The organism is Epilithonimonas pallida, from assembly GCF_900182975.1.
GTDB lineage: Bacteria > Bacteroidota > Bacteroidia > Flavobacteriales > Weeksellaceae > Epilithonimonas > Epilithonimonas pallida.
In genome coordinates, this window is sequence record NZ_FXUO01000001.1 from 119141 (window position 1) to 145056 (window position 25916).

General features: G+C 35.5%; 23 protein-coding genes. 11 read left to right on the top strand and 12 right to left on the bottom strand.

Features of this window, described 5'->3' with window-relative positions; all coding sequences use genetic code 11:
• The first annotated feature begins 18 nt into the window (after positions 1-18).
• Both QOL71_RS00480 and QOL71_RS00485 read left to right on the top strand, forming a co-directional pair.
• Complete coding sequence (locus QOL71_RS00480) at positions 19-918, top strand: TIGR01777 family oxidoreductase (protein ID WP_283415051.1); 900 nt, start codon at positions 19-21, stop codon at positions 916-918.
• Positions 919-975: 57 nt separating this feature from the next.
• Positions 976-1521 (top strand): DUF1003 domain-containing protein, encoded by a 546-nt coding sequence (locus tag QOL71_RS00485; protein WP_283415052.1) that lies wholly within the window; start codon positions 976-978, stop codon positions 1519-1521.
• Between the two features lie 58 nt (positions 1522-1579).
• Here the strand turns inward: QOL71_RS00485 and QOL71_RS00490 are convergent, their stop codons facing one another.
• The 3 genes from QOL71_RS00490 to QOL71_RS00500 all read right to left on the bottom strand — a co-directional run bounded on the left by QOL71_RS00490 (position 1580) and on the right by QOL71_RS00500 (position 4215).
• On the bottom strand, positions 1580-2692 hold the full coding sequence (locus QOL71_RS00490) for an FAD-dependent monooxygenase (protein ID WP_283415053.1): 1113 nt from the start codon (positions 2690-2692) through the stop codon (positions 1580-1582).
• Positions 2693-2696: 4 nt separating this feature from the next.
• Positions 2697-3269, bottom strand: a complete 573-nt coding sequence (locus QOL71_RS00495; protein WP_283415054.1) for a hypothetical protein — start codon at positions 3267-3269, stop codon at positions 2697-2699.
• A 79-nt stretch (positions 3270-3348) separates the two neighbouring features.
• Positions 3349-4215: a sigma-70 family RNA polymerase sigma factor gene (locus QOL71_RS00500; RefSeq protein ID WP_072998255.1), complete on the bottom strand. Its 867-nt coding sequence runs from the start codon at positions 4213-4215 to the stop codon at positions 3349-3351.
• Positions 4216-4680: 465 nt separating this feature from the next.
• Here QOL71_RS00500 and gldD point away from each other — a divergent pair, with 465 nt between their 5' ends.
• From gldD to QOL71_RS00520, 4 genes are all read left to right on the top strand, one after another.
• On the top strand, positions 4681-5238 hold the full coding sequence (gene gldD / locus QOL71_RS00505; RefSeq protein ID WP_283415055.1) for a gliding motility lipoprotein GldD: 558 nt from the start codon (positions 4681-4683) through the stop codon (positions 5236-5238).
• A gap of 86 nt (positions 5239-5324) precedes the next feature.
• A complete protein-coding gene (locus QOL71_RS00510; protein ID WP_283415056.1) occupies positions 5325-6245 on the top strand; it encodes a PfkB family carbohydrate kinase in 921 nt (306 codons plus the stop codon).
• Positions 6246-6301: 56 nt separating this feature from the next.
• Positions 6302-8137 carry a hypothetical protein gene (locus QOL71_RS00515; RefSeq protein WP_283415057.1) on the top strand — a complete coding sequence of 612 codons (1836 nt, stop codon included), beginning with the start codon at positions 6302-6304 and terminating at the stop codon, positions 8135-8137.
• Between the two features lie 66 nt (positions 8138-8203).
• On the top strand, positions 8204-9580 hold the full coding sequence (locus QOL71_RS00520) for a peptidylprolyl isomerase (RefSeq protein ID WP_283415058.1): 1377 nt from the start codon (positions 8204-8206) through the stop codon (positions 9578-9580).
• Positions 9581-9635: 55 nt separating this feature from the next.
• Here QOL71_RS00520 and QOL71_RS00525 read toward each other — a convergent pair whose 3' ends face one another.
• Both QOL71_RS00525 and QOL71_RS00530 read right to left on the bottom strand, forming a co-directional pair.
• Positions 9636-10721 (bottom strand): MBL fold metallo-hydrolase, encoded by a 1086-nt coding sequence (locus tag QOL71_RS00525; protein ID WP_283415059.1) that lies wholly within the window; start codon positions 10719-10721, stop codon positions 9636-9638.
• Between the two features lies 1 nt (position 10722).
• The gene (locus tag QOL71_RS00530; protein WP_283415060.1) at positions 10723-11079 is read right to left on the bottom strand and encodes a DUF2116 family Zn-ribbon domain-containing protein; all 357 of its coding nucleotides are present in this window, start codon (positions 11077-11079) and stop codon (positions 10723-10725) included.
• 288 nt (positions 11080-11367) lie between these two features.
• On the opposite strand from QOL71_RS00530, the gene QOL71_RS00535 reads away from it, so the two are divergent.
• The 3 genes from QOL71_RS00535 to QOL71_RS00545 all read left to right on the top strand — a co-directional run bounded on the left by QOL71_RS00535 (position 11368) and on the right by QOL71_RS00545 (position 14834).
• Complete coding sequence (locus tag QOL71_RS00535; RefSeq protein WP_283415061.1) at positions 11368-11700, top strand: single-stranded DNA-binding protein; 333 nt, start codon at positions 11368-11370, stop codon at positions 11698-11700.
• 62 nt (positions 11701-11762) lie between these two features.
• A complete protein-coding gene (locus QOL71_RS00540; protein ID WP_283415062.1) occupies positions 11763-12218 on the top strand; it encodes an HRDC domain-containing protein in 456 nt (151 codons plus the stop codon).
• A gap of 69 nt (positions 12219-12287) precedes the next feature.
• Complete coding sequence (locus QOL71_RS00545) at positions 12288-14834, top strand: phosphoenolpyruvate carboxylase (RefSeq protein WP_283415063.1); 2547 nt, start codon at positions 12288-12290, stop codon at positions 14832-14834.
• Between the two features lie 46 nt (positions 14835-14880).
• Here QOL71_RS00545 and QOL71_RS00550 read toward each other — a convergent pair whose 3' ends face one another.
• Complete coding sequence (locus tag QOL71_RS00550; RefSeq protein WP_283415064.1) at positions 14881-16491, bottom strand: S8/S53 family peptidase; 1611 nt, start codon at positions 16489-16491, stop codon at positions 14881-14883.
• 151 nt (positions 16492-16642) lie between these two features.
• Here QOL71_RS00550 and QOL71_RS00555 point away from each other — a divergent pair, with 151 nt between their 5' ends.
• Both QOL71_RS00555 and galE read left to right on the top strand, forming a co-directional pair.
• On the top strand, positions 16643-17773 hold the full coding sequence (locus tag QOL71_RS00555; protein WP_283415065.1) for a DegT/DnrJ/EryC1/StrS family aminotransferase: 1131 nt from the start codon (positions 16643-16645) through the stop codon (positions 17771-17773).
• A 25-nt stretch (positions 17774-17798) separates the two neighbouring features.
• Positions 17799-18818 carry a UDP-glucose 4-epimerase GalE gene (galE, locus tag QOL71_RS00560; RefSeq protein ID WP_283415066.1) on the top strand — a complete coding sequence of 340 codons (1020 nt, stop codon included), beginning with the start codon at positions 17799-17801 and terminating at the stop codon, positions 18816-18818.
• A 32-nt stretch (positions 18819-18850) separates the two neighbouring features.
• On the opposite strand, the gene QOL71_RS00565 is transcribed toward galE, so the two are convergent.
• From QOL71_RS00565 to QOL71_RS00590, 6 genes are all read right to left on the bottom strand, one after another.
• On the bottom strand, positions 18851-19504 hold the full coding sequence (locus QOL71_RS00565; RefSeq protein ID WP_283415067.1) for an NAD(P)H-binding protein: 654 nt from the start codon (positions 19502-19504) through the stop codon (positions 18851-18853).
• A 128-nt stretch (positions 19505-19632) separates the two neighbouring features.
• Positions 19633-20142, bottom strand: coding sequence for an isopentenyl-diphosphate Delta-isomerase (gene idi, locus QOL71_RS00570; protein ID WP_283415068.1), 510 nt, complete (start codon positions 20140-20142; stop codon positions 19633-19635).
• Between the two features lie 166 nt (positions 20143-20308).
• On the bottom strand, positions 20309-21079 hold the full coding sequence (gene rsmA / locus QOL71_RS00575; RefSeq protein WP_283415069.1) for a 16S rRNA (adenine(1518)-N(6)/adenine(1519)-N(6))-dimethyltransferase RsmA: 771 nt from the start codon (positions 21077-21079) through the stop codon (positions 20309-20311).
• A gap of 163 nt (positions 21080-21242) precedes the next feature.
• On the bottom strand, positions 21243-22370 hold the full coding sequence (locus QOL71_RS00580) for a lactonase family protein (RefSeq protein ID WP_283415070.1): 1128 nt from the start codon (positions 22368-22370) through the stop codon (positions 21243-21245).
• Between the two features lie 62 nt (positions 22371-22432).
• On the bottom strand, positions 22433-24754 hold the full coding sequence (locus tag QOL71_RS00585; protein WP_283415071.1) for a DUF5686 family protein: 2322 nt from the start codon (positions 24752-24754) through the stop codon (positions 22433-22435).
• Between the two features lie 57 nt (positions 24755-24811).
• Positions 24812-25885, bottom strand: coding sequence for a lactonase family protein (locus QOL71_RS00590; protein WP_283415072.1), 1074 nt, complete (start codon positions 25883-25885; stop codon positions 24812-24814).
• Between the last annotated feature and the right edge of the window lie 31 nt (positions 25886-25916).

A 25916-nucleotide genomic window follows, 5' to 3' on the forward strand; every position in this document is an offset into this window, starting at 1 on the left:
CAGACAAAATAATAACTAATGAAAAAAATTCTTATTAGTGGCGCAACCGGACTGGTTGGTAAAAAACTCTCCAAGAAATTATACGAACGTGGATATAAGGTGGAGATTTTGGTTCGTTCAAAAAAAGAAAAAACAAATTTCAAATCCTATGTTTGGGATTATGAGAATCAGTTTTTGGAAGAATGTGCGCTGGATAATACTTATATTTTCATTCATTTGGCAGGTGCTCCCATTAGCAAACGCTGGACAAATCCTTACAAAAAAGAAATTTATAGAAGCAGAGTGGATTCCGCTCAGTTTATTTATGAGAGAATGTTTGAAAAAGATATCCATCCGGAGGCTGTAATTTCTGCGTCTGCGGTTGGCTATTATGGACAAGTGACGTCTGAATATATTTTTTCAGAAGAAGATTTACCGGCACAAGATTTCCTTGGTAATGTTTGTGCGGATTGGGAATTGAAAGCCTTACAGTTTCAGAATCTTGGAAGCAGGGTAGTGAGAATCAGAACAGCAACGGTACTTTCTGAAAAAGGAGGTGCTTTGGATACTTTTAGAAAACCTGTAGATTTCAACCTGGGAGCACCTTTAGGGACTGGTCAGCAATATTTTCCCTGGATTCATATTGATGATTTGGTGAATATTTATTTCAAAGCGGTAGAGGATGTGTCTATGAATGGGGCTTACAATGCATCTGCTCCGGATTTTGTAACTAACGAAATTCTCACCAAAAAACTGGCTTCACATCTTAATAAAAAATTGTTCCTCCCTAACGTTCCAAAATTCGTTATAAAAACTGTTCTGGGTGAAATGTCGGTTTTGGCGTTGGAAGGAAGTCGCATTTCTTCAGAAAAAATTGAGAATTCTGGATTTAATTTCAAATATAATAACCTGGATTCTGCACTTTCAGATATCCTTTGATGTATTAATTGCTTTTGCAAATCGATATAAAAGCCTTATTTTTATCAAAATTTTTCAATGAGACTTACCGAAGAAAATCAAGAAAAACTTTCTGTTTTAGAAAAAATAGCCAATGGGATCATTTGGTGGGTCGGTTCTATCCAGTCGTTGATTTTTCATACGATATTTTTCATTGTTTGTTTTGCGTTGCCGATTTTCAATATTGTTGAATTTGAGCATATGTTATTGGTTTTGACAACCGTTGTTTCTTTGGAGGCGATTTATTTGGCGATTTTCATTCAGATGTCAGTGAATAAAAGTTCTGAACATATTGAAGATTTGAAAGAAGATGTCAATGAAATCCAGGAAGATATTGATGAGATCCAGGAAGATATCGATGAAATCCAGGAAGATATTGAAGAGATCCAGGAAGACGTAGAAGAAATTCAGGAAGATGTTGAGGAAATCAGTGAAGACGAAGACGAAGATGACCACAGTGAACGCGCAAGAACTGTAATGCTGAAAAGCAAAGTCACGAATAACAAGAATGACATCAAAAACCTAAAAGATAAAATAAAAGAGTTGGAAGGCTTAATAGAAAGTCTTAAAAAAGAAGAAGAGTAGATACTGTTTTATAATACTAAATAATTTTGTCAGTCTGAAGCTCTCGAAGACCTAAACACTAAATTTCCAATTTCATAATCTTCTCCATCTGTTTCTGGTTCACTGATTCCGGGATCATTCTGAAAATAAAATTCCTGACTCCCGTAAAATTTTCCCATTGCGCAATCTTTCCGATTGTCCAGCTTGTGTTCACAATGTGATAAACTTTATTTTTCCTGATTTTTTCAAATTGATGAAAAACTTTGTTCCAGTCTTTTTCAATTTCTAAAAGTTTTGATAAAATATAAGCGTCTTCAACAGCCTGACAGCCGCCTTGTCCCATATTCGGCGTCGTGGCGTGTGCAGCATCACCAATCAGGCAGAGATTTTCTGCTGACCAGTGATTCATTGGCTTGATGTCAATAATGTCATTGAAAATAATATTTGCTTTGGAAGTTTTAGCAATCATTTCCAGGATATCAGGATGAAAATCTCTGAACTCCTCCAACAGATCAATATCTTTAGAATAAAATTTCTCATTCACCAAAGCGTACCAATACAGGGTATTTTCTCTGACCCTCACAAAACCAAAGCGTTTACCTGTTCCCCACATTTCGTAAGCGTTGTGATTGTATTTTTCAGGGATTTCGGTTTGTAGAATTCCGCGCCAGCATTTCTGTCCGGCATTTCGGATTTCGCCTGATTTTAAAATTTGATTTCGAACCAAAGATTTTACACCGTCAGCTCCAAAAACAATTTCGCTTTCAATTTCTGTCCTATCTTCAAAAGTTAAATGATAATTTTCTCTTTTCTCAATTTTCGAAAGCCGTTTATTCAGAATAATGCGTTCTGAGATATTTTCGCTCAAGATTCTCTGTAAATCCGCTCTGTGAATGGCAATGTTGCAAACATTATATTTACTTTCAAGTTTCAGAACATCGGTTTTCGAAATGGTCTTCAGATTTTTGTCCGTAATGATCAGAGCATGCATTTTGGTTCCCGCATTCTCAATTTTTTCTCTCAGCCCGAGTTTGTCAAAAATCTGCATTGCATTGCCTGCCATTGCAATTCCAGCGCCAATTGGTTTGATTTCCGGTGCACTTTCATAGATTTTGAAATCGATGTCTTGCTGCTTTAGAAAATTCCCTAAAGTTAATCCGCCAATTCCGCCACCAATGATTGAGATGCTCATTTGATTATTTGATACGTAAATCTTTTTCCAAAATTAATTTGTTCATTAGATTTCTTGAATATTTACGACTTTTTAAATGCTGTCCATCAATTGAACATTTCCTATAATATTCAATAAAATAATCAAGCTCATCAATACTCATTTCGGTAGGGTTTAAAAATCTTTTGTTCTCATCAATTTGGGATTCCGAAATATATTTTTGATTTTCAAACTCATTGATTCTAGCTTTAGGAATTTCTTCTGAAACTTCAATAATTTGATAATCTTTTTCTTTTAAATTTTGTTGATTTATTATTTTCAAATAGTCATTTAGAATTCTTTTTTCGACAAATATTTTTCCACTTCCATAGATATGTCTGTCACTTTGATTCTTTTTAACTCCAGAAATCCAATATTCGTCCCCAGATTCAATTTCAAAATAGTTTCCATTAATTCCATTTCCGTTCAAACTTTGAAATGCTTTTCCATCAAAATACAAAGTTCTTCTACTTTTAGAAAATGAAACTACACCAATCCAAGCCGGACCATTATCACTAAATCCCGTTTTTAATTCGATATATTTAATATCTAATTTCATATTATTAGATTTATTTCAAAAATACAAAAAAAGCAAGACCAAAAAGTCTTGCTTTAATATCATTCAAAGAATGAAAATCTTATTTACCAAGGTAAGATTTCAAAATCTTACTTCTGGAGTTATGTTTCAGTCTTTTGATCGCTTTTTCTTTGATCTGGCGAACTCTTTCTCTTGTCAAGTCAAAAGTTTCACCAATTTCTTCCAATGTCATCGGATGTTTCCCGTTAAGACCGAAATACAATCTTACAAGATCCGCTTCTCTTGGAGTTAAAGTATTCAATGCCCTTTCAATCTCGATTTGAAGAGATTCCAACATCAGATCCTTATCAGGACTTGGCGATTCACCAGAACGTAAAACGTCATAAAGGTTAGAATCTTCACCTTCCACAAGGGGCGCATCCATTGACAGGTGGCGACCACTATTTTTCATCGATTCTTTGATGTCTTCCTCGCTCATATCCAGAACTTCTGCCAACTCTTCCGGAGAAGGCGGTCTTTCGTTCTCTTGCTCAAGGTGAGCGTACGCTTTGTTGATTTTGTTGATAGAACCAATCTTGTTCAAAGGTAATCTTACAATTCTCGACTGCTCAGCCAAAGCCTGCAAAATCGATTGACGAATCCACCAAACAGCATAAGAGATGAATTTGAAACCTCTCGTTTCATCATATCTTTTCGCCGCTTTCATCAGTCCAAGATTTCCTTCGTTGATTAGATCCGGAAGAGAAAGTCCCTGATTCTGATACTGCTTAGAAACCGAAACCACGAAACGCAAGTTAGCTTTGATTAGTTTTTCAAGAGCAGCTCTGTCTCCGGCACGGATTCTCTGAGCCAAATCCACCTCTTCGTCAGCGGTGATCAATTCAACTTTTCCGATCTCTTGCAGATACTTGTCTAGTGATGCGGTTTCCCTGTTGGTAACCTGTTTTGTAATTTTTAATTGTCTCATTATAAAAACCTCATTCTGTTAGGTTGCATTATATTATACGATGAGAACATCAAAAAGGTTACAAATATTTTAATTTTATCGGATTAAGGTTCAATTTTAACGCATTTTAAAATTAATTAGTAAAATTTTGGGCAGCTTTTCCGCCTTCCACTCCCGCTATTTTTTGTCTTTGCTTTTCCAGCCACAAAAAATGAGCTCCGTTCAAGTCGGGCTGCGGGATTCCACATAAAAACAGCATTCAGTAATAAAATCCAATATTGTCATTCCGTAGGAATCTAGACTGCAGAGATTCCTACAGAATGACAATATTATATTTAATAATAAATCAGCAAAACTCCCATAATCAGCGATAAATTTATAATCAATAAGGACTTCAACCGCACATTTCTCTGGAAATCAATTATTCTTAACAAAAATTACGTTTTCAAAATTCTCTGTATCAATTCTAATTGTTATTTTTGCCGAATGTTTAAAAATCTGATCAGAATTTTTGTTGGTCTATCATTATTTTCCTGTGGCAAAGAACCCGTTCCAAAGCCAAAAGGAGACCTGCGTCTGGAATATCCCAATCCAAAATATCTGAATTTTTCTTCACCCTGCAATTATTCTTTTGATTATTCGGATTTCGCCAAAATCAAAGATGCAAAGCAGCCATGCTGGTACAATTTATCTTATCAGAAGATGAAGGCCAATGTTTTCATTACCTATTTCCCCATTAAGAATGATTTTCAATTGCATGTGAGAGAAGTGGAGAAAATGGTTTACGAGCATACGATCAAAGCAAGTTCTATCGACACCAAAACATTTTCTTATCCGGAAAGGAAAATTTACGGCAATTTTTATGAACTGAAAGGACAAACAGCGTCTAACATTCAATTTTTTGTAACGGATAGCACAAGACATTTTGTAACAGGGAATTTGTATTTCAATTCCCGCCCAAAACCAGATTCATTAGCGCCGGCTGTAGATTATATCAAGAGAGATCTATTACATCTGATCGATTCTTTTGAATGGAAAAAATAAATACAAATATATAAAGAGTTAAACTCAGTTAAATAAAATTATAAATGTAATATCCGATCTGATTTCGGACAAAAAAACAAATAAATATGAAATTATTAGCAGTAGGAACTGTAGCATTTGATGCCATCGAAACACCATTTGGAAAAACAGATAAAATTCTTGGAGGAGCAGCGACTTTTATTGGTTTAGCAGCTTCGGCTTTGGATACAGAAGTAAGTTTGGTTTCTGTAATCGGAGGTGATTTTCCACAGGAATATCTTGATATGTTGACTTCTAAAAATATCAATGTTGATGGTGTAGAAATAGTAAAAGATGGTAAAACATTTTTCTGGAGCGGAAAATACCACAATGATCTTAATTCCAGAGATACTTTGATTACAGAACTTAATGTTTTAGCTGATTTTGACCCAAAAGTTCCGGAACATTCTGCTGATGCTGAAGTTCTGCTATTAGGAAATCTAGATCCTGTGGTTCAGCTTTCTGTTTTGGAAAGAATGAAAACCCAGCCAAAATTGGTCATCCTTGATACTATGAATTTCTGGATGGATATCGCTTGGGATAACCTGATGAAGGTGATTGCTAAAACAGACGTGATTACCATTAACGACGAAGAAGCAAGACAACTTTCAGGAGAATATTCTTTGGTAAAAGCAGCGAAGAAAATCCATACGATGGGACCAAAATATGTGATCATCAAAAAAGGAGAACACGGCGCATTGCTTTTCCACGAAGGAAAAGTATTTGCAATTCCAGCATTACCTTTGGAAGAAGTGTTTGATCCAACAGGAGCCGGAGATACTTTTGCTGGTGGATTCGCATCTTATTTGACTAAGAAAGGCGATTTCAGTTTTGAAAGTATGAAAACTGCCATTATCGTTGGTAGTGCAATGGCATCTTTCACAGTGGAGAAATTCGGGACAGAAAGAATCCAGGAAGTTACTAAACAAGAGCTGAGCGAGAGAATTATGCAGTTCCGTGAACTGACTTCTTTTGAATCTGCAATATAATTTTAACCTTATTCCAATTTATCACTCAAAAAAGTGTTATAAATTAAATATACAAAATGAAGAAGATTTTTTTTCCTGTTTTATTGGCTTTCAGTTGTCAGTTAGCTTACTCTCAGTATCTCATAGTTGGGAAAGACAGTATATCTGCAAAAGATTATATAAGAGATAACAAATACGGACTGGAACATACAGGCCCGGATAAAGCTGTGAATGCTACCGTTGAGTTCTTGCTGCTACAGCAACTGGCAAAAGAGAAAAAAGCAGATACGCTTAGTTTCTTTGTAAATACTGTTAATCAAAAAATAGGAGAGCTAAGAGAGGAAAAGTTTTATCCGAAAACTATCATTGATCCGCTTCTGAAGGATTTTGTAAATTCTAACAAAACAGAAACTCAGGTTTTACTTTTTATCAAAGAGAAAAAATCAGATGATAAAACTGATTACAAAGCTCTGTATGAACAGGTAAAAGCAGGAAAAATGACAATGGAGGATTTCCTTGCAAAAAATGCAAATCCAGAAGCTGGTAAAGCATTTTATGTAAAACCAGGAATGTTGGATTACGAATTGTATCAACAGATCAAAAATGCACCGGTCAATTCTTACACATCATTCGTAGATAAGCCTAATGTTGTGGCTTTTGCAAAAGTGGTTGGTACCAGGCCGAGTCTTGGTTACATGGTTTTTGGTGTTTTATCTGTGCCAAAAGATGCCAATTATGAAGCAACAAAATCTAAAATTTACAAAGAGCTGGAATCCGGGAAAAAATTCCAGGCTGTAGTGAAAGATTTTGGCGCAACAGAAGAGGAAAAAAATTCCGGAGGAGCTGTAATGGGGTCACCAATATTACCAGACGAAGTTTATAATGCTTTGAAAGGTCAGAAAAAAGATTTTTACACCAAAGAGCCAATTTTGTTCGGAGACAAATATTTTATTTTTAATATTTATAATCTTGAACCTTATGAGCTTACCGATGCCAACAGAAAGTTTTTTCAGAAAGAGATGCTGGCTTCTGCTTATGGCGAAGAAGCAACAGCTAAGTTAGTAAGCTGGTTGAAAACTCAGGATAAATTTGTTGAAACTAAAGATTTTGCTGAGATCAAAAAATCCTATCAGAGTTATCTTAATCCCAAAAATCCAAAGGCTGTACTTTTCACTTACGGTAAAAACAGCGTAACTTGTGAAGATCTGAAAAAAGCTATTGATGCTCAATATAAAAGCCTGGAATTAATTCCAACTTCTCAATGGGCAGATCTTGTCAATTACCAGGCTGACCAATATATCATTGGTGTTTATGCCAAGAATTTTGAGAACCTTCCAGATGTAAAGCCTGAAATTAATGAGCTTAAGAAAAATCTCTATTCAGAATATATTTTTTCAGAATATCTCAAAGACGAGGTCAAAAATAATCCTCAGCTTTATACAGAGTATTATAACGAAAATAAATCCAGATTTGTTTGGGAAAAAAGAGCGGAATCCAGAGCTGCCGTTATTTCTGATCCGAAATTGGTAAAAGAAATTGAGAAGGAAATCAAAGATCCTAAAAAATGGACTGCGCTGAAGGAGCAATATAAGAATCAGGTGAACGGGAAAAATCAAGTTTTGGTCCATTTTGAGGAAGGTAAAATCCAGGAGAGTGCAGATATTTTTAAAAAGCACAATGTACCTTTCAAAAAAGGTGTTTTTTTAACAAAAATATCTGACAGAGATGTGATTGTAGCGATTGACGAACTATTGCCTGAACAGCAGATGACGCAAGAAGAGGCCAAAGAAGAAATGACAGATGCTGTCACCGAAAAATTGTTGCAAAAAACAATTGCCAACCAAAGAGCAAAAACAAAAGTTGAGATCCAGCCATCTTTTATGGCGGAACTGAATAAAAATTTTAAGAAATAATTATAATTTAAAATACAGCAGAATTGGTTGATAATCCTAATTTTGCACCTTAATAATCAAAATATAATGTTAAAATACACAAAATGTCTTTTTTTATTGTCGGTTTTTGCTTTCCTCTTTACCGGGAAGTTATCTGCACAATTACAAAAAGGTCAGCTTATAGATGGGATTGCAGCCGTAATCGGTGACGAGATTGTACTAGAGTCTGACATAGAGGATCAAGCGAACTATGCTAAGCAACAGGGCGCTAATGTAGGCGATAAATGTGATTTTATGGAGAGTATCCTTAATAACAAATTGCTGATCTACGAAGCAAAAAAGGATACATTGATCGAAAATAGAGCGGCGGCAATCAAAGAAATGGCTGGTAACAAATACAACCAGATTCTTGGTCAGTTTCCGGATGAGAAAACGATGCTGGCGGCGTATAAATTCAGAACATCTTACGAGATGAAAACTGCGATTGAGAAAATTGATTCTGATAATTATTACGGACAGCAAAAGTATGCAAGAATTACTGAAAAAGCAGATGTAACGCCCAATGAGGTAACCGATTTTTATAATCAATTCAAATATCAGCTGCCTAACGTAAAAGATGAAGTGACACTTTCTAAAATCAGTATCTATCCAAAAATTTCTGCTGCTCATAAAAAAGAAATTATTGATAAACTTAATAAGATCAAACAGGATATAAAATCAGGTGAAAGTTTTGAAAACCAAGCCAGAATCTATTCTGAGGACGAAGGTTCTGCTGCTGTTGGCGGACTTTACAAGAATATCAATATGGGACAGATGGTGAAACCGTTTGAAGCGGCAGCGCTTAACCTGCAGGAAGGCGATCTTTCCGATCCTGTTGAATCTGAATTTGGTTATCATTTGATTCAATTAGTCAAGAGAAATGGTAAGAAGTATGATGCAAGACATATTTTGATTAAGAGTACGCCTAATGCAGATGAGATTACTGCTGCTAAAAAAGAACTGGATAGCATCAGAACTTTGATTCTGGAAAAGAAAATAACCTTCAAAGATGCTGCTTATAAATTTTCTGACGATAAGAGTAACAAGTATAGTGCAGGAATCATGACCAATAATCAGGACGGTTCTGACAAGCTTGAAAAATTAAGTCTGGATCCTACGATTTCTTATCAGATTGCAGGGCTTAAAAAGAATGATATTACTGAGCCTTTCCAACAGGAAGATCAACAGAAAAGAAAAATGATCAGCATTGTTCAGGTTAACGATATTATTGATGCGCATCAGCTGGAGTTGTCTACAGATTATGAAAGAGTCAAGGAAATGGCTCTTAATAAAAAGAAAAACGAAATAGTAGAAAAGTGGGTTAATGCTAAAATTCCTTCTATTTTTATCTCGATAGATAACAAATATAAGGATTGCAAATTCCATAGCAACTGGCAAAAAAATAAGGTTGTAACGACTAAGTAATCAATTAAGTTATAATAAAAAAGGATGAACATTTGTTCATCCTTTTTTTGTTGGACTAAGATTTCCACCATTCAGGAAAAATGTGAGAATCATCGTCCAGATTCAATTTTTCACCAATTAATGGTGTGAAAATTTTGAAATTTTTCCCTTGACTATTTTCAAATACTTTTTGCAAAGGTTCATTCCAAGGATGTTGTGCTAAAGCGAATTTTCCAGAATGAACAGGTAATATATTTTTTGCATTCAATTCTTCTGCAACTTTCACAAACTCTTCGGGCAAAGTATGGATGTAACGCCATTTTGCATTATACTGTCCGTTCTCAAGGATTGCCCAGTCAAACGGACCGAATTTTTCTGCGATTTCTTTAAAATGAAAATCATAACCGCTGTCACCACCAATGAAGATTTTTTTTGTCGGAGTTTCTAAAACATAAGAAGACCAAAGTGTATTATTTCTTTTGAATCGTCGTCCCGAAAAATGTCTTGCAGGCGTAGATGTGATTTTGAAATCTGGGGTTAATTCCGACTCTTCGTACCAATCTAATTCTATAATTTGATCCTCCTCGAATGTCCATTTTTCGAAATGCGAGCCAACGCCTAAACCACAAATAACCTTATCAATTTTTGATTGCAGACTTTTAATGGTCTTATAATCCAGATGATCATAATGGTCGTGCGAAATAATCAGAAAATCGATTTTAGGAAAATCTTCCGCAGAATAGATGTCTGTTCCTGTAAAAGCTTTAGTCGTTCCAGGGATTGGAGAAGCATTTCCGCTAAAGACAGGATCTACCAGGAATCGCTTTCCACTCAACTGAAAGTAATACGAAGAATGTCCCATCCAGACTAAAAAATTCTCTGAAATAGGTTGTTCTCTCAAATTAATTTTTATTGTTGGTAAGGGATTTTTTGGGATTTTATTTTCGGTTTTGTCAGTTAAGAATTCCCATAATACCTGTTGCATGGTATAACCTTCTGCCAAGGCTGGTGTAAAGCTCAAATTCTGGAAAGTTCCATCCTTGTAATTCGGAGATTGTTTCATTCTGACCAGTCTTTTGCCTTCAGCTTTCCCTCCAAAAACTGGCAGGTTATAGATATAAAATAAAAGCAGCACCAATAGAATCAAAAAAGTAATCGTCATATTATTCAGTCGTTTTTTTTACCAATAAAACCCAATCGCTATCAAGGATTTTATAACCTTGTTCATAAACGAAAAAGTATTGAGCACCGTTTTTATAAGTCACGATTTGTGTGATGAAATCGAAATCAAAACCGGCACTTAGTAATTTATGACGATTAACTTTTGTTTTTCCTTCAAAATTGTGCTCAGAAAGTATTCTGTAATTTTTGCGGAGCTTATTATTAATATTCCGCATATAGTTGGTAGACGTTTTATTTTGCTTGTTATTAAAAGAGTTACGACAGGCATCGGAACAGAATTTCTTATCAGATCTTCCTATTATTTTCTCGCCACATTCCGGGCAGGTTAGATTTTCCATTTGTGTGATATTTTATTTGGGCAGCTATTCCGCCCTCCGTTCCCGCTACCTCGCCTCTGGCGGGTGAGCTCCACTCAGGTCGGGCTGCGAGCAATTCATTGTTTCTAAATTAGATATAAATTCGTTACAAACTGAAATAAAATTACATTTTCCATTTACAAACGATTACAAACGGATATAAATACTTTTTAACCGAATCCCGTTTTAAACTTTTTCAAAATTTGCATCAAGAAATCAGAATTACGACAAAACGTTCTGGTTTAGAAGTTTAATTAAAATATTATAATTATGTCGTTAAGAAACAAAGTGACATTGATTGGTCACACAGGAAGAGAAGTAGAAATTTTTAATTTTGAGAGTGGTTCCAAAAAGGCAACAGTCAGTCTTGCTACATCAGATTTTTTTACCAATGCAAATGGTGAGAAAATAGAAGAAACCCAATGGCACAATCTGACAGCTTATGGTAAAACAGCGGAGATTATGGAAAAATACGTGCCCAAAGGTAAAGAGATTGCTGTTGAAGGGAAACTGACATATAGGTCTTATGATGATAAAGAAGGTATAAAGCGAACAGTGACCGAAATCAGAGTGGAGGAAATAATCCTTTTAGGTTCAAAATAGTGTTGATCGATCTTTGATTTTAAATATTGTCAGGATACTATTGTTTCAAAAACCACAATGACATGAAAGTTAAGGTTTTCAAAGTCAGGATCTCTGAGGAGTTCCAGAAGTCGGACGAGTCTGTCATCAGCAGATTTATTACAGGTCGTGAGATTATAAAAATAAACACTCAGTTAATCAAGGAAGAAATCAACTATTGGTCTGTTTTAATTTTTTATAACGAAAAAACAGTTAAGACTACTCATGATGATCAGGATAAAAGTAAAAGTAATCTGAACACTATAGAACAGCCGTCTGAAGAAGAATTGGTTATTTATAATAAGCTTAAAGAATGGCGGTCGGAGAAAGCGAGAGAACTTCAACTGCCGCCTTATATGGTTTTTCATAATTCACATCTGATGTCTATTGCCCGATATAAACCATTTAACTTGGCAGATCTTGAACAAATTACAGGACTGGGTGAGTTGAAAATAAGAAGATTTGGTGTAGAGATCTTGGAAGTTTTGGAAAACGCTTAGGGCTAAAATTTAAGATAAAATAACATTTAGCGATATTGAGATTCTAAGTTTAACTCTTACATTTGTTATATGCTAAACGATCAGAAAATTGAAAAATTTCGGCAGATTGTAGAAAACAAATTCCAAATCTACAATTCTCTTTTTATGAGTTTGCCATATGATAAAATGACTAATATCGGGATGTTGCTTCCGTTTCTTTACGAGGAAAGCAAAGAAGGCTATCAAGTCGGAAAATCACCCGAAGAGATTGTCGAAGAATTTTTCCAGAAACATACAGAACTCAAAAGCGAAGATCAGAAAACTGAATTGCTCTTCAAGATTATACAATATATAGAAAGACAAGTTGTTTTGTTTGACAGTATAGAAGATGCTGCATTTCAGCAGTTGCATTCTGAGAGCGATTCCGGAACGGTTCTTAACCTTTATGAGAGAGCTTCTCAGGAACATCACCTTACAGCGATTCGGAAAAAGATGGATGATTTTGCGATTAAGATTGTTTTCACGGCTCACCCGACTCAGTTCTATCCGAATGCAGTTCAGAGAATTATACATGATTTGAGAGATGCTATTATTCACGATTCGGTGACGCAGATTGATACTTTGCTTCAGCAATTGGGAAAAACGCCTTTCGTTAACAAAGAAAGGCCGACACCTTTGGACGAAGCGATGAGCATTATTTATTACCTGAGATATGTTTATTATCAAAGTATTGGCGAGCTTTACAGAAAGATTAAACAAGTTTACGGAACTTCGAATTTTACACCAAGTCCGGATATTATTCAATTAGGATTCTGGCCAGGTGGCGACAGAGATGGTAATCCTTTTGTAACAGCAGCTATTACTTTGAAAGTGGCTGAAGAATTGAGGATTTCTATACTGAAAGATTATTACGGACATTTAAAAAATGTAAGAAGAAGATTGAGTTTCCGTGGTGTTTCTGATGTTTTGGAAAAATTAAGTAAGAAATTATATGCGTCCATTTTCCAGAAAGACGTCAAAATATCTGCACAGGAAATCATTGCTCAACTGGATGAAGCAGAAAAGATTCTTGTTGAACAACATAATGGATTATTCCGAGAGGTGCTTGATGATTACAGAGATCGTGTGAAAATATTCGGGACACATTTTGCCACTTTAGATATCCGTCAGGATAGCAGAATTCATCAGAAGGTGATGAATGATATCTTTGTAAAAGTTTCCGGATTGGATGTTGATTCAAAATCTAATGATGAAAAGATTAAATATCTATTAGAATCTGATGTGATTTTAAATCCTGATGATTTCGAAGATGAGATGACTTGTGAAACTCTGAAAAGTATTTATAATATCAAGTTGATTCAGGAGAATAATGGAGAACGGGGAATGCATCGTTACATTATTTCAAATTCTGATGAAGTAAAGGATGTCATGAATGTCTATGTGATGATGAAGCTTTGTGGCTATTCCGAAGATGAAATCAATATGGATATTGTTCCACTTTTTGAAACGATGGAAGGTCTAGATAGATCTGAAGAAGTGATGAGAACTTTGTATAGCGATGAGGTTTATAAAAAGCATTTGGCTAAAAGAAACAACAAACAGATTATTATGCTTGGCTTTTCCGACGGCACCAAAGATGGCGGTTATCTGAAAGCAAATTGGCAAATCTATACCTCCAAAGAAAAACTGACAACAATATCGGAAAAGAACGGAGTGAAGGTTGTTTTCTTTGATGGCAGAGGTGGACCACCAGCCAGAGGAGGAGGTAAAACTCACGATTTTTATGCATCACAAGGTAAAACAATCGCTAATAATCAAATTGAATTAACAATACAAGGACAAACGATCACGAGTGTTTTTGGAAACAAGGACCAGGCAAAATTCAATTTTGAACAATTGTTGACGGCAGGCATTGAAAATGATGTCTTCAAGAGCATTAAAAAAGATCTGAACGATAAAGAAAGACAACTGATTTCTGAATTAGCGGATATCAGTTATAAAAAATATTCTGACCTGAAAGCGCATCCGATGTTTGTGCCTTATCTGCAGGAGATGAGTACACTGGAATATTATGGTAGAACTAATATAGGAAGTCGGCCGAGCAAACGTGGCGCAGGTTCTGAACTGAAATTTGAGGATCTCAGAGCGATTCCATTCGTAGGATCATGGGCGCAGCTGAAGCAGAATGTTCCGGGCTTTTTCGGATTTGGTTTTGCTTTAAAGGCTTTGAAAGAACAGGGTAGGTTTGATGAAATCAAGGAGTTGTACAAAGGTTCTGACTTTTTCAAAACCTTGGTGCTGAATTCTATGATGAGTATGAACAAAACTTATTTTCCATTGACTTACTATATGCGAAATAATGAGAAGTTTGGTGAGTTCTGGAATGTTCTATTCTCCGAATTCGAATTGTCTAAAGAAATGATGCTGGAACTGACAGGCTATAAAATCCTGATGCAGGAAGAACCGATCAACAGAAAGTCTATAAAAATCCGTGAGAAGATTGTGCTTCCGCTACTTAGTATACAGCAATATGCATTAATTAAACTTCAAAAGAATGAAGGCGACCGGGATACTTACGAAAAACTGGTGATGCGTTCTCTCTTCGGAAACATTAATGCGAGCAGGAATTCAGCTTAAAATAAAAATCCGCAATCAAATTTTGAATGCGGATTTTTAATTATATCTATTCTTTAATAAATTTTTCAATGGTTTCTCCGGAATCGGTTTTCATTTTAAGGAGATAATTTCCTTTCGATAATTGAGTAACATTGATTTTACCAGAAGATTCAGTTTTAATTAATCTTCCTAAAGTATCATAGATTTCAATCGACCTTACAGGTTTTTCCGAAGTAATATTGATGAAATCTTTTGCCGGATTGGGATAAATTTTAATTTTAGATTTTTCGATATCATTAATGCCTAGATAAGTCTGGTAAGATTTATACAGATTCAAAATTCCGTAACCCATTTGGTCAGAATTGGAAGGATAAAGCGATGCATCTTGTCTCAGGCGCTGTTTTACATTATCTCTTGATGTTGAATTGGGAAGAAACTGCAAGAGACAAGTGATACCTCCTGCCGCTAATGGTGTTGCGAATGATGTACCGCTTCCGAAATCCGATGTGTTGTTATATGCGTAATAAGTATTACTTCCTCTCGCACTTGCATCAGGTTTAATTACACCTGCTGAATTGGGTCCATAGGATGAAAATCCTGATGATGTTCCTGTTGAATTAACCGCGCCAATTGAAAAAACTTTTGCGTTATCTGCTGGTGCAGATATATAATGCCAAGGATTTTGTCCTTCGTTTCCAGCAGCAATCAGAACAAAAATGCCTTTTTCGGAAGCAATTTGAGCACCTCTGGAAATAAATGTAGTGGTTCCGTTCATATCCGCATAGGTATAATCATAACGGCTATCATCAAATTCCGAATAACCTAATGAAGTAGAAATCACATCCACCCCTTGTCTATCCGCTTCTTCTGCGGCTTCTATCCAATATAATTGTTCTTCTGGAATTTCAATATCAGCATTCTCCGAAGCATACAGATAAAAATCAGCGTCAGGTGCCGAACCAACAAAAGTACCGTCAATATATCCGCCAATGATTCCCAAACACATAGCGCCATGAGGATTAAGTGACGTCGTATAAACACTTGAACTTTTTGTTACAAAATTGTAAGTCGCTTTGATATGTCCAGTGTCACGCATTCTTTTAAATGCGCTGCCCGTATTAACATAAGGAAAGCCCGTGTCAATAACAGCTATGGACATTCCTGTTCCGGTATAACCTGCAACATGCAACTGGCGAAGATTAATCTGGTTGGTTTGTGCGAGACTATTCCCGTAATTAAAGGTAGTTAATATATCGCGACTGGTGCTTTGCTGATTAAATTGTTTGAATTTGTTAATTTTTTCTTTTCGGATCCCTCCACTTGGGTTTCTGACAAAAGTTTCTACGTGATCCACATAACTTTGCTGAGATAATTGCGCGATTTGTGTAGATGTCGCGTTTACAGCAACGCCATTCAGCCATTTGGAGTAGTCAGTAACTGTAAATCCGAGATTTTTAATATTCTGGATATAAGTTGGCTCGATTGGCGCATCCTGATCTGTAAGAGTAATTCCGAGATTTGTCCGCCTATTAAGTGATTTTTGGGTCAATTCTGATAACGGATTGCTATAGAAAGCCGCTTTGTTTGGCTTGTCTTTGAAAAAAACAAAAACCAGTTCTGTTTGAGCGGTAGCATATAAGGAAATACCCACCGAAACAATTGTAAAAATTTTTCTCACGTTTCCGTATTTAGATTTTTTAAACAAATAAATAAATGTAAATTTACAAAATAAAGTTTTTGCTTATGAAATTGCTGTAAAAATCTTTTATAAGACAAACATTTACAAACTAGCAATGATATAAGATATAAAAGAAATTAAATATTTGAGTATGAAAAAAATCCAAATGGTTGATTTACAAAACCAGTATTATAAAATTAAAAGTGAAGTTGATAATGCAGTTCTGAATGTGATGGATTCTGCCGCTTTTATAAATGGTCCGGAGGTCAAGTCCTTTCAATCAGATCTTGAAAATTATTTGGATGTAAAACATGTTATTCCTTGTGCAAACGGGACAGACGCACTTCAGATTGCTTTAATGGCTCTTGACCTGAAAGAAGGTGATGAAGTAATTACAGCAGATTTTACATTTGCTGCAACAGTTGAAGTCATTCATTTATTGAAATTGAAATCCGTTTTGGTAGATGTAGATTATGATACTTTCACTATTGATACGGAAGCCATAAAGAAAGCCATTACGCCTAAAACAAAAGCAATCATTCCGGTTCATCTTTTCGGACAATGTGCTGATATGGAAGAGATTCTAAAAATAGCAAAAGAACATAATCTATATGTAGTTGAAGATAATGCCCAGGCAATTGGCGCAGATTTTATTTTCTCTGACGGGGCTTCCAAAAAATCAGGTACAATGGGAACTATTGGAACAACGTCATTCTTCCCTTCAAAAAATTTAGGGTGCTATGGAGACGGAGGTGCTATTTTTACCAACGATGACAAATTAGCACACAGATTAAGAGGAATTGTGAATCACGGGATGTACGAGCGTTATTATCATGATGAAGTAGGCGTTAACTCCAGACTAGACAGTATCCAGGCAGCAATTTTGAGAAAAAAATTACCAAATCTTGACTCATATAATGAAGCGAGAAGAAAAGCGGCGGATTACTATGATGAAGCTTTTGCCGGCCATGAAAATATCCTGACTCCAAAAAGAGCGAAAAATTCAACGCACGTTTTTCATCAATATACACTAAGAATCACAAACGGAAAACGTAACGAGTTACAGCAGTTCTTAACGGAAAAAGAAATTCCGGCAATGATCTATTATCCGGTTGCGCTTAGAAAACAAAAAGCGTATTATCAGGAAAGCAATCCTGCAGATTTTATCAACACAGATAAATTATTAGATCAGGTCATTTCTCTACCAATGCATACTGAACTGGACGAAGAGCAATTGAAATATATTACAGATTCTGTTTTGGAGTTTTTTGAGAAAAACTAATAATTCATAACTTATAATTAATTAAATGTCCATACTTGTAACAGGCGGTCTAGGCTATATCGGTTCACACACAGTTGTAGAACTCATTAATCATAATTTCGATGTCATTATTGTTGATGACTTATCGAATTCGGAAAAATTTATCCTTGATAACATTGAAGAGATCACAGGAAAACGTCCGATATTTTATCCTTTTGATCTCAAAAGAAAAGAATTATTGAAACAGGTTTTCGAAGCACACGATATCGAAGGTTGTATCAATTTTGCAGCTTCAAAAGCGGTAGGAGAGAGTATGACTGAGCCTTTAAAATATTATGAAAACAATTTATTTTCTTTGATTAATGTCCTTCAGGAATTTAAAGAAAGAAATATTTCCAACTTTATTTTCAGCTCATCCTGTACGGTTTACGGCCAGGCAGACCAAATGCCGATTGATGAAAATACGCCTTTGAAAGAAGCTGAATCTTCTTACGGAAAAACCAAGCAAATGGGTGAAGATATCTTGAAAGATTTTTCCAGAGCCTATAACAAAAGAGTTACTTTGCTGAGATATTTCAATCCTATTGGTGCGCACCCAACTGCTTTGTTAGGAGAACTTCCAGCAGGAATTCCTAATAATTTGGTTCCTTATGTCACGCAAACTGCTGCAGGAATCAGAGAAAAATTAAGCATTTGGGGAGATGATTATCCAACAGAAGACGGAACAGCAATCCGGGATTATATTTATGTTGTAGATTTGGCAAAAGCTCACGTTGCTGCTTTACAAAAACTGATGCATTCTGAAGAAGAAACAGTTTTGGATATTTATAATTTGGGAACAGGAAAAGGTTCGTCAGTTTTAGAAGTGGTTAAGGCTTTTGAATTGGCAAATAATGTTGCAGTTCCTTACCAGATTTGCCCAAGAAGAGAAGGTGATATCACGATTGCTTATGCTAATGCTGACAAAGCTGAGAAAGAACTCAATTGGAAATCGGAAACCACTTTGGAAGAAGCGCTCAAAACAACTTGGGAATGGCAAAAGTATCTGAAAGACAGAAATAATTAAAAATTAAAACCAATCATTTTAGATTGGTTTTTTTATGTCTTTTTCTCAGCAAAACTGAAAATATTGTGCAACTTGACTTCTGAGAAATTATTGGATTTTATTTTCGAAGCGACAATCATTGCTTTTGCGAGAATGGAAGTCGGAAGGGGTTGCTGACTTTTAAAAAAACCGAACTTATTCAGGAATTTAATAATTTTCAAACCAAAAACTTCACCACTTCTGTCAGTATTTTTTCTTTCCAACATTCCGGGTTTGAAGATAGTAGTTTTATCGAATTTAAGATTCTTAATTGCCTCTTCCAGTTCTCCTTTCATTCGGGAATAGAAAATTTTGGAATCAGGATTGGCACCATAAGCAGAAACTAAAATATAATCTTCAACACCATTATCTTTTGCTGCTTTTGCAAAATTGAATTGATAATCATAATCAATTACTTTTTGATTTTCTTTACTTCCTGCAGATTTCAGAGTTGTTCCGAGACAAGAAAAAGCGACATCGCCTTTCACAAGGTGTTTCCATTCTTCAGGATGGTCAAAATCCACGATGTGCGCTTTGACTTTTTCGTTATGAAAATCAGAACGGCGTCTCACAAAAATATCAATTTGTTCGAAGTCAGAATCCTGACAAAGCTGATTAACGAGATCAATTCCTGTAGCGCCGGTTGCACCAATTACCAAAGCCTTCATAAACTTGAGATTTGATAATAAAGTTAAGGAATATTTCCGGGTTGAAAAATGTTATAATTTTCTCGCAGATTTTAGCTAATTCAGCAAATCTTTTAATCTGCAAAACCAGCTTGATTTGTGAGATTAAATTAATTAAGTTGATTTCGATATTCATCCCAAATGATTTTAAACCATTCTGTAAAATTGTCTGGATTTTCAGAAATTTCCTGTTGCAAATCAGATATAGAAACATATCGAATTTCCGAAACTTCCTCAGGATTCAAATCAAATTCTCCGTCAAAGTTGCCCGAAAAAACATAATCCAACTCATGTTCCCAAAGTCCTTCTCCAACATCCGCTTTGTAGATAAAATGGAATTTTTCGGTCAATTCACAATCGATTCCCAATTCCTCTTTGATACGTCTTTTCGCTGCATCCAGATAAGACTCGTCCAATCTTGGATGTGAGCAACAAGCGTTGGTCCATTGGTTTGGCGAATGGTATTTTTCTCCGGCACGCTTTTGTAAAAGCATTTCTCCCTTTTCATTGAACAAGAAAACCGAAAATGCACGATGCAAAAGACCATTTTCGTGCGCCTGCATTTTTTCCATCTGTCCCAAAACTTCATCCTGAGGATTGACCAATACCACTTTTTCCATACTACAAAAATAAGGATTTTAATGTAATTATTTGGAGCTACAATCTTTTTCTTTTCCTTATGTGAAAGAAAAGAAAAAGGATTTCCACTGCAATCGGGGCTGTGGGTTTTTTCTTTTACCAGAGCTTTTGCTCAAAAAATCTTCTCAGTCTGCGAGAAATAGAATTCTATAAATTACTTTTCCACTCATTCGCAAAAGAAATAAAATCTGAAACAGACAATTCTTCTGCTCGGATGTCAAGAAAAGGATGAGATTTCATATTTTCAGGGATACTAAGAACTTTCAAAGCGTTGCTCATCTTTTTACGTCTTTGCCCAAATCCGGCTTTTACGATTTGTTTGAATAGAACCTCATTTCCAGCTAATCCTTCTTTCAAATTTCGGGTCATTCGGATGACACCGGATTTCACTTTTGGTGGCGGATTGAAGACATTTTCGTGAACCGTGAAAAGATATTCCACATCATAATAAGCCTGAACCAAAACGGACAAAATGCCATAATCTTTTGTTCTTGGTTTTGCGGCGGTTCTTTCGGCAACTTCTTTCTGGAACATTCCGCTCATTTCCGGAATCAAAGTGTAATTATCAATGATTTTAAACAAAATCTGAGACGAAATATTATAAGGAAAATTCCCAATCACAGCCAATTCTTCATCAAAAACTTCCGGAATGTTGATTTTCAGAAAGTCGCCTACAAAATGTTGTTCTTCAAGTTTAGGGTAATGTTTTTTGAGATAGACAATAGATTCCTGGTCGATTTCTGCAACATAGATTTCTGACTCTTTTTCGAGAAGGAATTTTGTAAGAACGCCCATTCCCGGACCAACTTCCAAAACTTTTCTGTAGCCTTCAAAAGACAATGATTCTACAATATTGCGTGCGATATTTTGGTCTGTAAGAAAGTGCTGACCAAGATGTTTTTTTGCTCTAACGTCCATTCTGCAAAGATAGCGTAATTATAGTAGAAATTATAAACCACAAAAGTCACAAAAGAAAGTGTAAAATGGATTTCTAAAAGAACAAAAAGTTTATCTATTAAGATTTCTTTTTTTGAATAGTTTGAGAAAATAAAAACTTTGTGACTTTGGTGGTTAGAAAATATCAATACATCTTTGTTTTCACACAAGTCACATTTTTGATTTTCACAGGTTTTCCAACTTTCTTCAACATTCCGGTTTCTAAGTTTCTTCTGAAAACAGTTACATCTTGAGAAATAACATTAGTCACAATAATAAATTTTCCAGTTTCATCAATCGCAAAAGTTCTGGGATGTTTTCCGCCGGTTTTTTGGTAACCTATAGATTCTAATTTTCCGTCATTCACAACTTTGAAAATCGCAATATTGTTTTCCTTTCCTCTGTTGGTAGCATATAGAAACTTTCCGTCTGGCGAGATATGAACATCAGAGCTTTCAAAACTTTCCTTTATTTTGTCAGGATGAGTAGCTATTCTTTGGATTTCTTTCAGGTTGTTATCAGAAAAATCATAAACCGAAATCATCCCAGCCAATTCCTCAATAGAATATGCTCGTTTTCCGTCCTTGCTAAAAGTGATATGTCTCGGTCCGCTGCCTGGTTTTGTATTGATGAACGTACTTTTGATATTAATCAAAGGTTGCTTCTGATTAGCATCAAAAGGATATTGCAAAATTTTATCAGCACCTAAATCTGCAAATAAAACATTTTTATAATCCGGCGAAAACACGACAGAATGCGTGTGAGCTTTCTCCTGTCTTTTCGCATCAATGTCACTTCCTTCCGTGAATTTGAAATGCTGTGCTATAGAATCTATTTTACCATTTTCAAGAAGTGGAAAGACAGAAATCGTAGCTTGATTGTATGTTACATTAATGAGCCATTTTCCGCTTTTATCGACATTCACATAAACCGGATTTTCACCGCCGGTTTTTTGTTGATTAAGGAAAGTTAATGATTTCTGATCAGGATCAAAAGCAAAAGAACTTACAGTTCCGTAATTCGGTGTTTTGGCATCAGAAGAGGCATAAACGTATTTTCCGTCAGGCGAAATTGTGATATAACCTGGATTGATGACATCAGAAGAGGAGGCAGCTTTAGTCAGTTTTCCGGTTTCCGTGTTAAGCTCATAAACATAAACAGCTTCGGAACCTTTATCCCAATTGTAGGAACCAAAAAATACAAATTCTCTTTGAGAATATAATTGAGTAAAAATTAAGAAACTTAAGAGTAGCGTAATTTTTTGGATTTTCATTGATGATAAATTATTTGGAAGTAGACTCGATGACAAAAGAAGTTCTGCTAGTCACAAATTTCCTAAAAATTCATCTGGAAACCAAACTGAATTCCAAATTTTCTAATATCAGACTTAGAATTTGAAGTGGTATGATTCAGATAATTTCCTCTCCAGTTAAAATCGATTCTCAGCAATCGGAAATTGCCCCAACCAATATTTTCTATCCCGAAACCATATTCGTAATAAGGTTTGTTGGGCGTGCTCAATGCCATATTGCCGGCATTCAAGTTAATCGTTTCCTGTTTCAGACTTCCGACTCCTGAACGGAAAAACGCAACTTCTCTTAATTTTAGTTTTTTAATCAATGGAATCTGGGATAGTATTTTCCCATTGAAATGATGTTCCAGAAAAAGAACGGCATAAGAATCGGCTACAAACTCGTAATAGTTCATCAGGGAAAAAACGCCTCTTTGCAATCCATAAGATTGGTTGGCTGGCAAAACATTCTGTAAAGGAAGTGGGAGCGCATCAAAGTTTTTACCAACTTCTACATTGGCAAATAATCTTCCCCAGTTTCCTAAAATTACTGGCTGGTAGTAATAAAACTGTAACTTATTATAATTAAAATCCGAATTAAAAACGCCGCCAACACCTTTTGTATATTTCAGAATAATAGTCGGGTTGTTTGCGAGTGCTGTCATTTCGTACCTGTCAACACCATAAGTGGAAAATTTGATTCCGGGTCTGGCAATCAGAGTTGCGGTAAATCTCGTATCATTAAGGTCAGATCTCAGAATTCCGCCTCTGTAATAACGGATGTCAAAAAGATTAGGATCTGCGGCTTTTATGCTTTGCTGTGTTGCATCCAGTCTTATCTGGAAGTTTTTCCAGGGTTCTATGCTGGTAAACACATTGGTTTGATTGACAAAACTCAGGGAAGTATTGTCACCGGAATTAACAACCGAAGAAGATGCAAAGGATCTTGTCATGATGCCTTCGTCTGTTGTCAACTGAACGCCCAATTGTAAAACATCGTTTCTTGTTCCTGCTCCAACGGTAAAACGGTTCGTTTTGTTGAACATATATTTGGCTTCCGCTCCATATTTCCACTTTTGATCACGGAATCCGTAAGCGGTATAAGCCTGGATTCTCCACATATCATTTTTGCCGCGGTAAGTTCGGAAGCCTGTCCTTAGTCTGAATCCTTCAATATCATTATACCCAAATGTCTGAAAAATATTTCCGATTTCTATTCCGCTGTGACCGGCAGGGATATATCCGGAATTAAGAATCTCTATAACTTTGACGACTTTTTTATACTTCGGATTATCTTCCAGCTCATCATACATTTTATAGATGTTTTGCTCGCTGTTGGTTAAAGCTTCGGTTCTGTTGGCTTGCCAGTACTCTTCGTCTTTGCTCACTGCTTCATCTTCGGGAACAACTATTTTATTGAGAAATTCGTCCGTTATATTTCCTGTGTCGAATTGATAATCGGAATAATTGGCGACCCGTTTTGCAATCACGGATTTTGCTTTTTCCTTATCACTAAGAACCAATTGCAAGGTGGTTTCGTTTCTGATCGGGATAAAAGTAGAATCATCCGGATTATCGAATTCCAAATCTGTAGAAATGCTTTTAACAAAATTGATGTTGATCTTTTTATTGGTTTCCATTTCCACCTTCATCACATTATATTTATCCATAGAAATATAAAGTCGCCCTTTGAGAGCTAATGCATCTGGATTTTTAGGTGTAAACCTGATTTCGTAAGATTTAACGGTATTAACTTCAATCGTGTCCGTAATATTATAATCGAAAACCCCAAAACCATCTGTAGAAACAGGACTTACAAAACCGATATTGAGATAATTGATAGTATTGTTATAGATATTGATGTCCTGATACATATTCTGTATCGTTTTGGACACAATCTGATTATTTTTCAATCCCGAAAGTCTTGTCGCAACCAAATCTTTGCGTTCTTTCTTCGGATCGTTTTTTCCATAAACTTTAAAGATACTTTCCGTAATAAAAATCGGAAGAACAGCTTTTCCTGCAATCTCGGAGGAATCATTGTATTTGAAAATGATAGAATCCATGCCTTTGAAGGCACGTTTTTTAGTAAACGCACTATCAATATTATCAAGTCGGAAATCGATTTTCTCGTAAGTTTTGTATTGATAATCTTTGTGGAGCAGAAGTCCGTTGGATTTTTTCTTTTTCCAGACTTCCTGCATAATAGCATAAGCCGGGTTTTCTTTTTTGTTCTTATATTTTTTGACGCCTTTAATAACGACGTTTTCGATTTCATTCTCTTTCTCGGTTTGCGAAAACAGCAATCCGGAACAACAAATCAGAAAAAAAGAAAGAATAAATTTATAATCAAGCATCGATTTCATCTAGCATTAACCTTTTAATAACTATTTTTTATTTTAAATATTGTATCGATGAAAAATTTATTTGCCTTTTTCATAAAAAATAATATTCACCGGTGTGCAAACGGGAATGGATTTGTTGGTTGGAGCCAGCTCGCCGGATTCCATGTCTCTGCTGAAAATATTAATCCTGTTCGTATCCTGGTTGGCAATCAAAACCAATTTATTATTAGGACTAATGGCGAAATTTCTGGGATTTCTACCGGTAGTTTTGATTTGCTGGATTCTTTTCACTTTGCCGTCTTCGAGGATTTTGAAAGTAGTAATATCATCTGCATCATCACGGTTTGTCACATATAGGAATTTTTCATTGTCTGATAAATGAATGTCCGCAGCTCTGAAATTGAATCTAACTTTTCTGGACAACAATGTCTCTTCCTGGATTAATTTGATTTTCCCGTCATCAAAACTTAAAACAGACAAGTCGCCACTCAGTTCCTGAACAAGATAGAATAAATTTCCTGATTTATTGAACGCAATATGTCTTGGACCGGAACCTTTCTTCGCATCATATTCATTAACTTTTTCAAGAACTTTATCGCCGCTTTTATTGTACTTGAACACATATATCTTGTCCAGTCCCAGATCGTTAGCTAAAACATATCGGCCGTCCGGAGAAAACTGAACCTGATGAATATGTGATTTTTCCTGTCTTTTCGGATTTACACCAACACCTTCGAATTTGATATTCTGGAAAACATCGGATAATTTTCCGTCAGCATAACGTTTAAAAACATTAATGCTTCCACCGGAATAATTCGCAACGATAAGATTTTGGTCATCAGAAATCAAGAAACACGGATCTTCACCTTGTGTTTTTCTTTCATCTTTTTTGATAAGCGTTCCGTTAGCTTCGTCAATCGTGAAAGAAGTGACTGTGCTTTTGTCGCCGTTTTCATTCACAGAAAAAAGGAATTTTTTATCCGGACTCAAATTCACAAAACTAGGATTGATGATATTTTCTGTGTGATATTTGAGGTTATACTTATAAGTGTTTTCATCAAAATCAAAAACATAAATCCCGCCGCTATTGCACTTCTCACTATTGGTGTAAGTTCCTACAATAATGGTATTTTGTGCTGATAAATTGACCATAAAAAATATTGAAAAAATAAAACTGTTCCAG

What these genes read in the sequence shown, in the direction of transcription:
- QOL71_RS00480 (WP_283415051.1), top strand. Translation starts at nt 19, where the DNA reads ATGAAAAAAATTCTTATTAGTGGCGCAACCGGACTGGTTGGTAAAAAA.
- QOL71_RS00485 (WP_283415052.1), top strand. Translation starts at nt 976, where the DNA reads ATGAGACTTACCGAAGAAAATCAAGAAAAACTTTCTGTTTTAGAAAAA.
- QOL71_RS00490 (WP_283415053.1), bottom strand. Translation starts at nt 2,692, where the DNA reads ATGAGCATCTCAATCATTGGTGGCGGAATTGGCGGATTAACTTTAGGG.
- QOL71_RS00495 (WP_283415054.1), bottom strand. Translation starts at nt 3,269, where the DNA reads ATGAAATTAGATATTAAATATATCGAATTAAAAACGGGATTTAGTGAT.
- QOL71_RS00500 (WP_072998255.1), bottom strand. Translation starts at nt 4,215, where the DNA reads ATGAGACAATTAAAAATTACAAAACAGGTTACCAACAGGGAAACCGCA.
- gldD (WP_283415055.1), top strand. Translation starts at nt 4,681, where the DNA reads ATGTTTAAAAATCTGATCAGAATTTTTGTTGGTCTATCATTATTTTCC.
- QOL71_RS00510 (WP_283415056.1), top strand. Translation starts at nt 5,325, where the DNA reads ATGAAATTATTAGCAGTAGGAACTGTAGCATTTGATGCCATCGAAACA.
- QOL71_RS00515 (WP_283415057.1), top strand. Translation starts at nt 6,302, where the DNA reads ATGAAGAAGATTTTTTTTCCTGTTTTATTGGCTTTCAGTTGTCAGTTA.
- QOL71_RS00520 (WP_283415058.1), top strand. Translation starts at nt 8,204, where the DNA reads ATGTTAAAATACACAAAATGTCTTTTTTTATTGTCGGTTTTTGCTTTC.
- QOL71_RS00525 (WP_283415059.1), bottom strand. Translation starts at nt 10,721, where the DNA reads ATGACGATTACTTTTTTGATTCTATTGGTGCTGCTTTTATTTTATATC.
- QOL71_RS00530 (WP_283415060.1), bottom strand. Translation starts at nt 11,079, where the DNA reads ATGGAAAATCTAACCTGCCCGGAATGTGGCGAGAAAATAATAGGAAGA.
- QOL71_RS00535 (WP_283415061.1), top strand. Translation starts at nt 11,368, where the DNA reads ATGTCGTTAAGAAACAAAGTGACATTGATTGGTCACACAGGAAGAGAA.
- QOL71_RS00540 (WP_283415062.1), top strand. Translation starts at nt 11,763, where the DNA reads ATGAAAGTTAAGGTTTTCAAAGTCAGGATCTCTGAGGAGTTCCAGAAG.
- QOL71_RS00545 (WP_283415063.1), top strand. Translation starts at nt 12,288, where the DNA reads ATGCTAAACGATCAGAAAATTGAAAAATTTCGGCAGATTGTAGAAAAC.
- QOL71_RS00555 (WP_283415065.1), top strand. Translation starts at nt 16,643, where the DNA reads ATGAAAAAAATCCAAATGGTTGATTTACAAAACCAGTATTATAAAATT.
- galE (WP_283415066.1), top strand. Translation starts at nt 17,799, where the DNA reads ATGTCCATACTTGTAACAGGCGGTCTAGGCTATATCGGTTCACACACA.
- QOL71_RS00565 (WP_283415067.1), bottom strand. Translation starts at nt 19,504, where the DNA reads ATGAAGGCTTTGGTAATTGGTGCAACCGGCGCTACAGGAATTGATCTC.
- idi (WP_283415068.1), bottom strand. Translation starts at nt 20,142, where the DNA reads ATGGAAAAAGTGGTATTGGTCAATCCTCAGGATGAAGTTTTGGGACAG.
- rsmA (WP_283415069.1), bottom strand. Translation starts at nt 21,079, where the DNA reads ATGGACGTTAGAGCAAAAAAACATCTTGGTCAGCACTTTCTTACAGAC.
- QOL71_RS00580 (WP_283415070.1), bottom strand. Translation starts at nt 22,370, where the DNA reads ATGAAAATCCAAAAAATTACGCTACTCTTAAGTTTCTTAATTTTTACT.
- QOL71_RS00585 (WP_283415071.1), bottom strand. Translation starts at nt 24,754, where the DNA reads ATGAAATCGATGCTTGATTATAAATTTATTCTTTCTTTTTTTCTGATT.
- QOL71_RS00590 (WP_283415072.1), bottom strand. Translation starts at nt 25,885, where the DNA reads ATGGTCAATTTATCAGCACAAAATACCATTATTGTAGGAACTTACACC.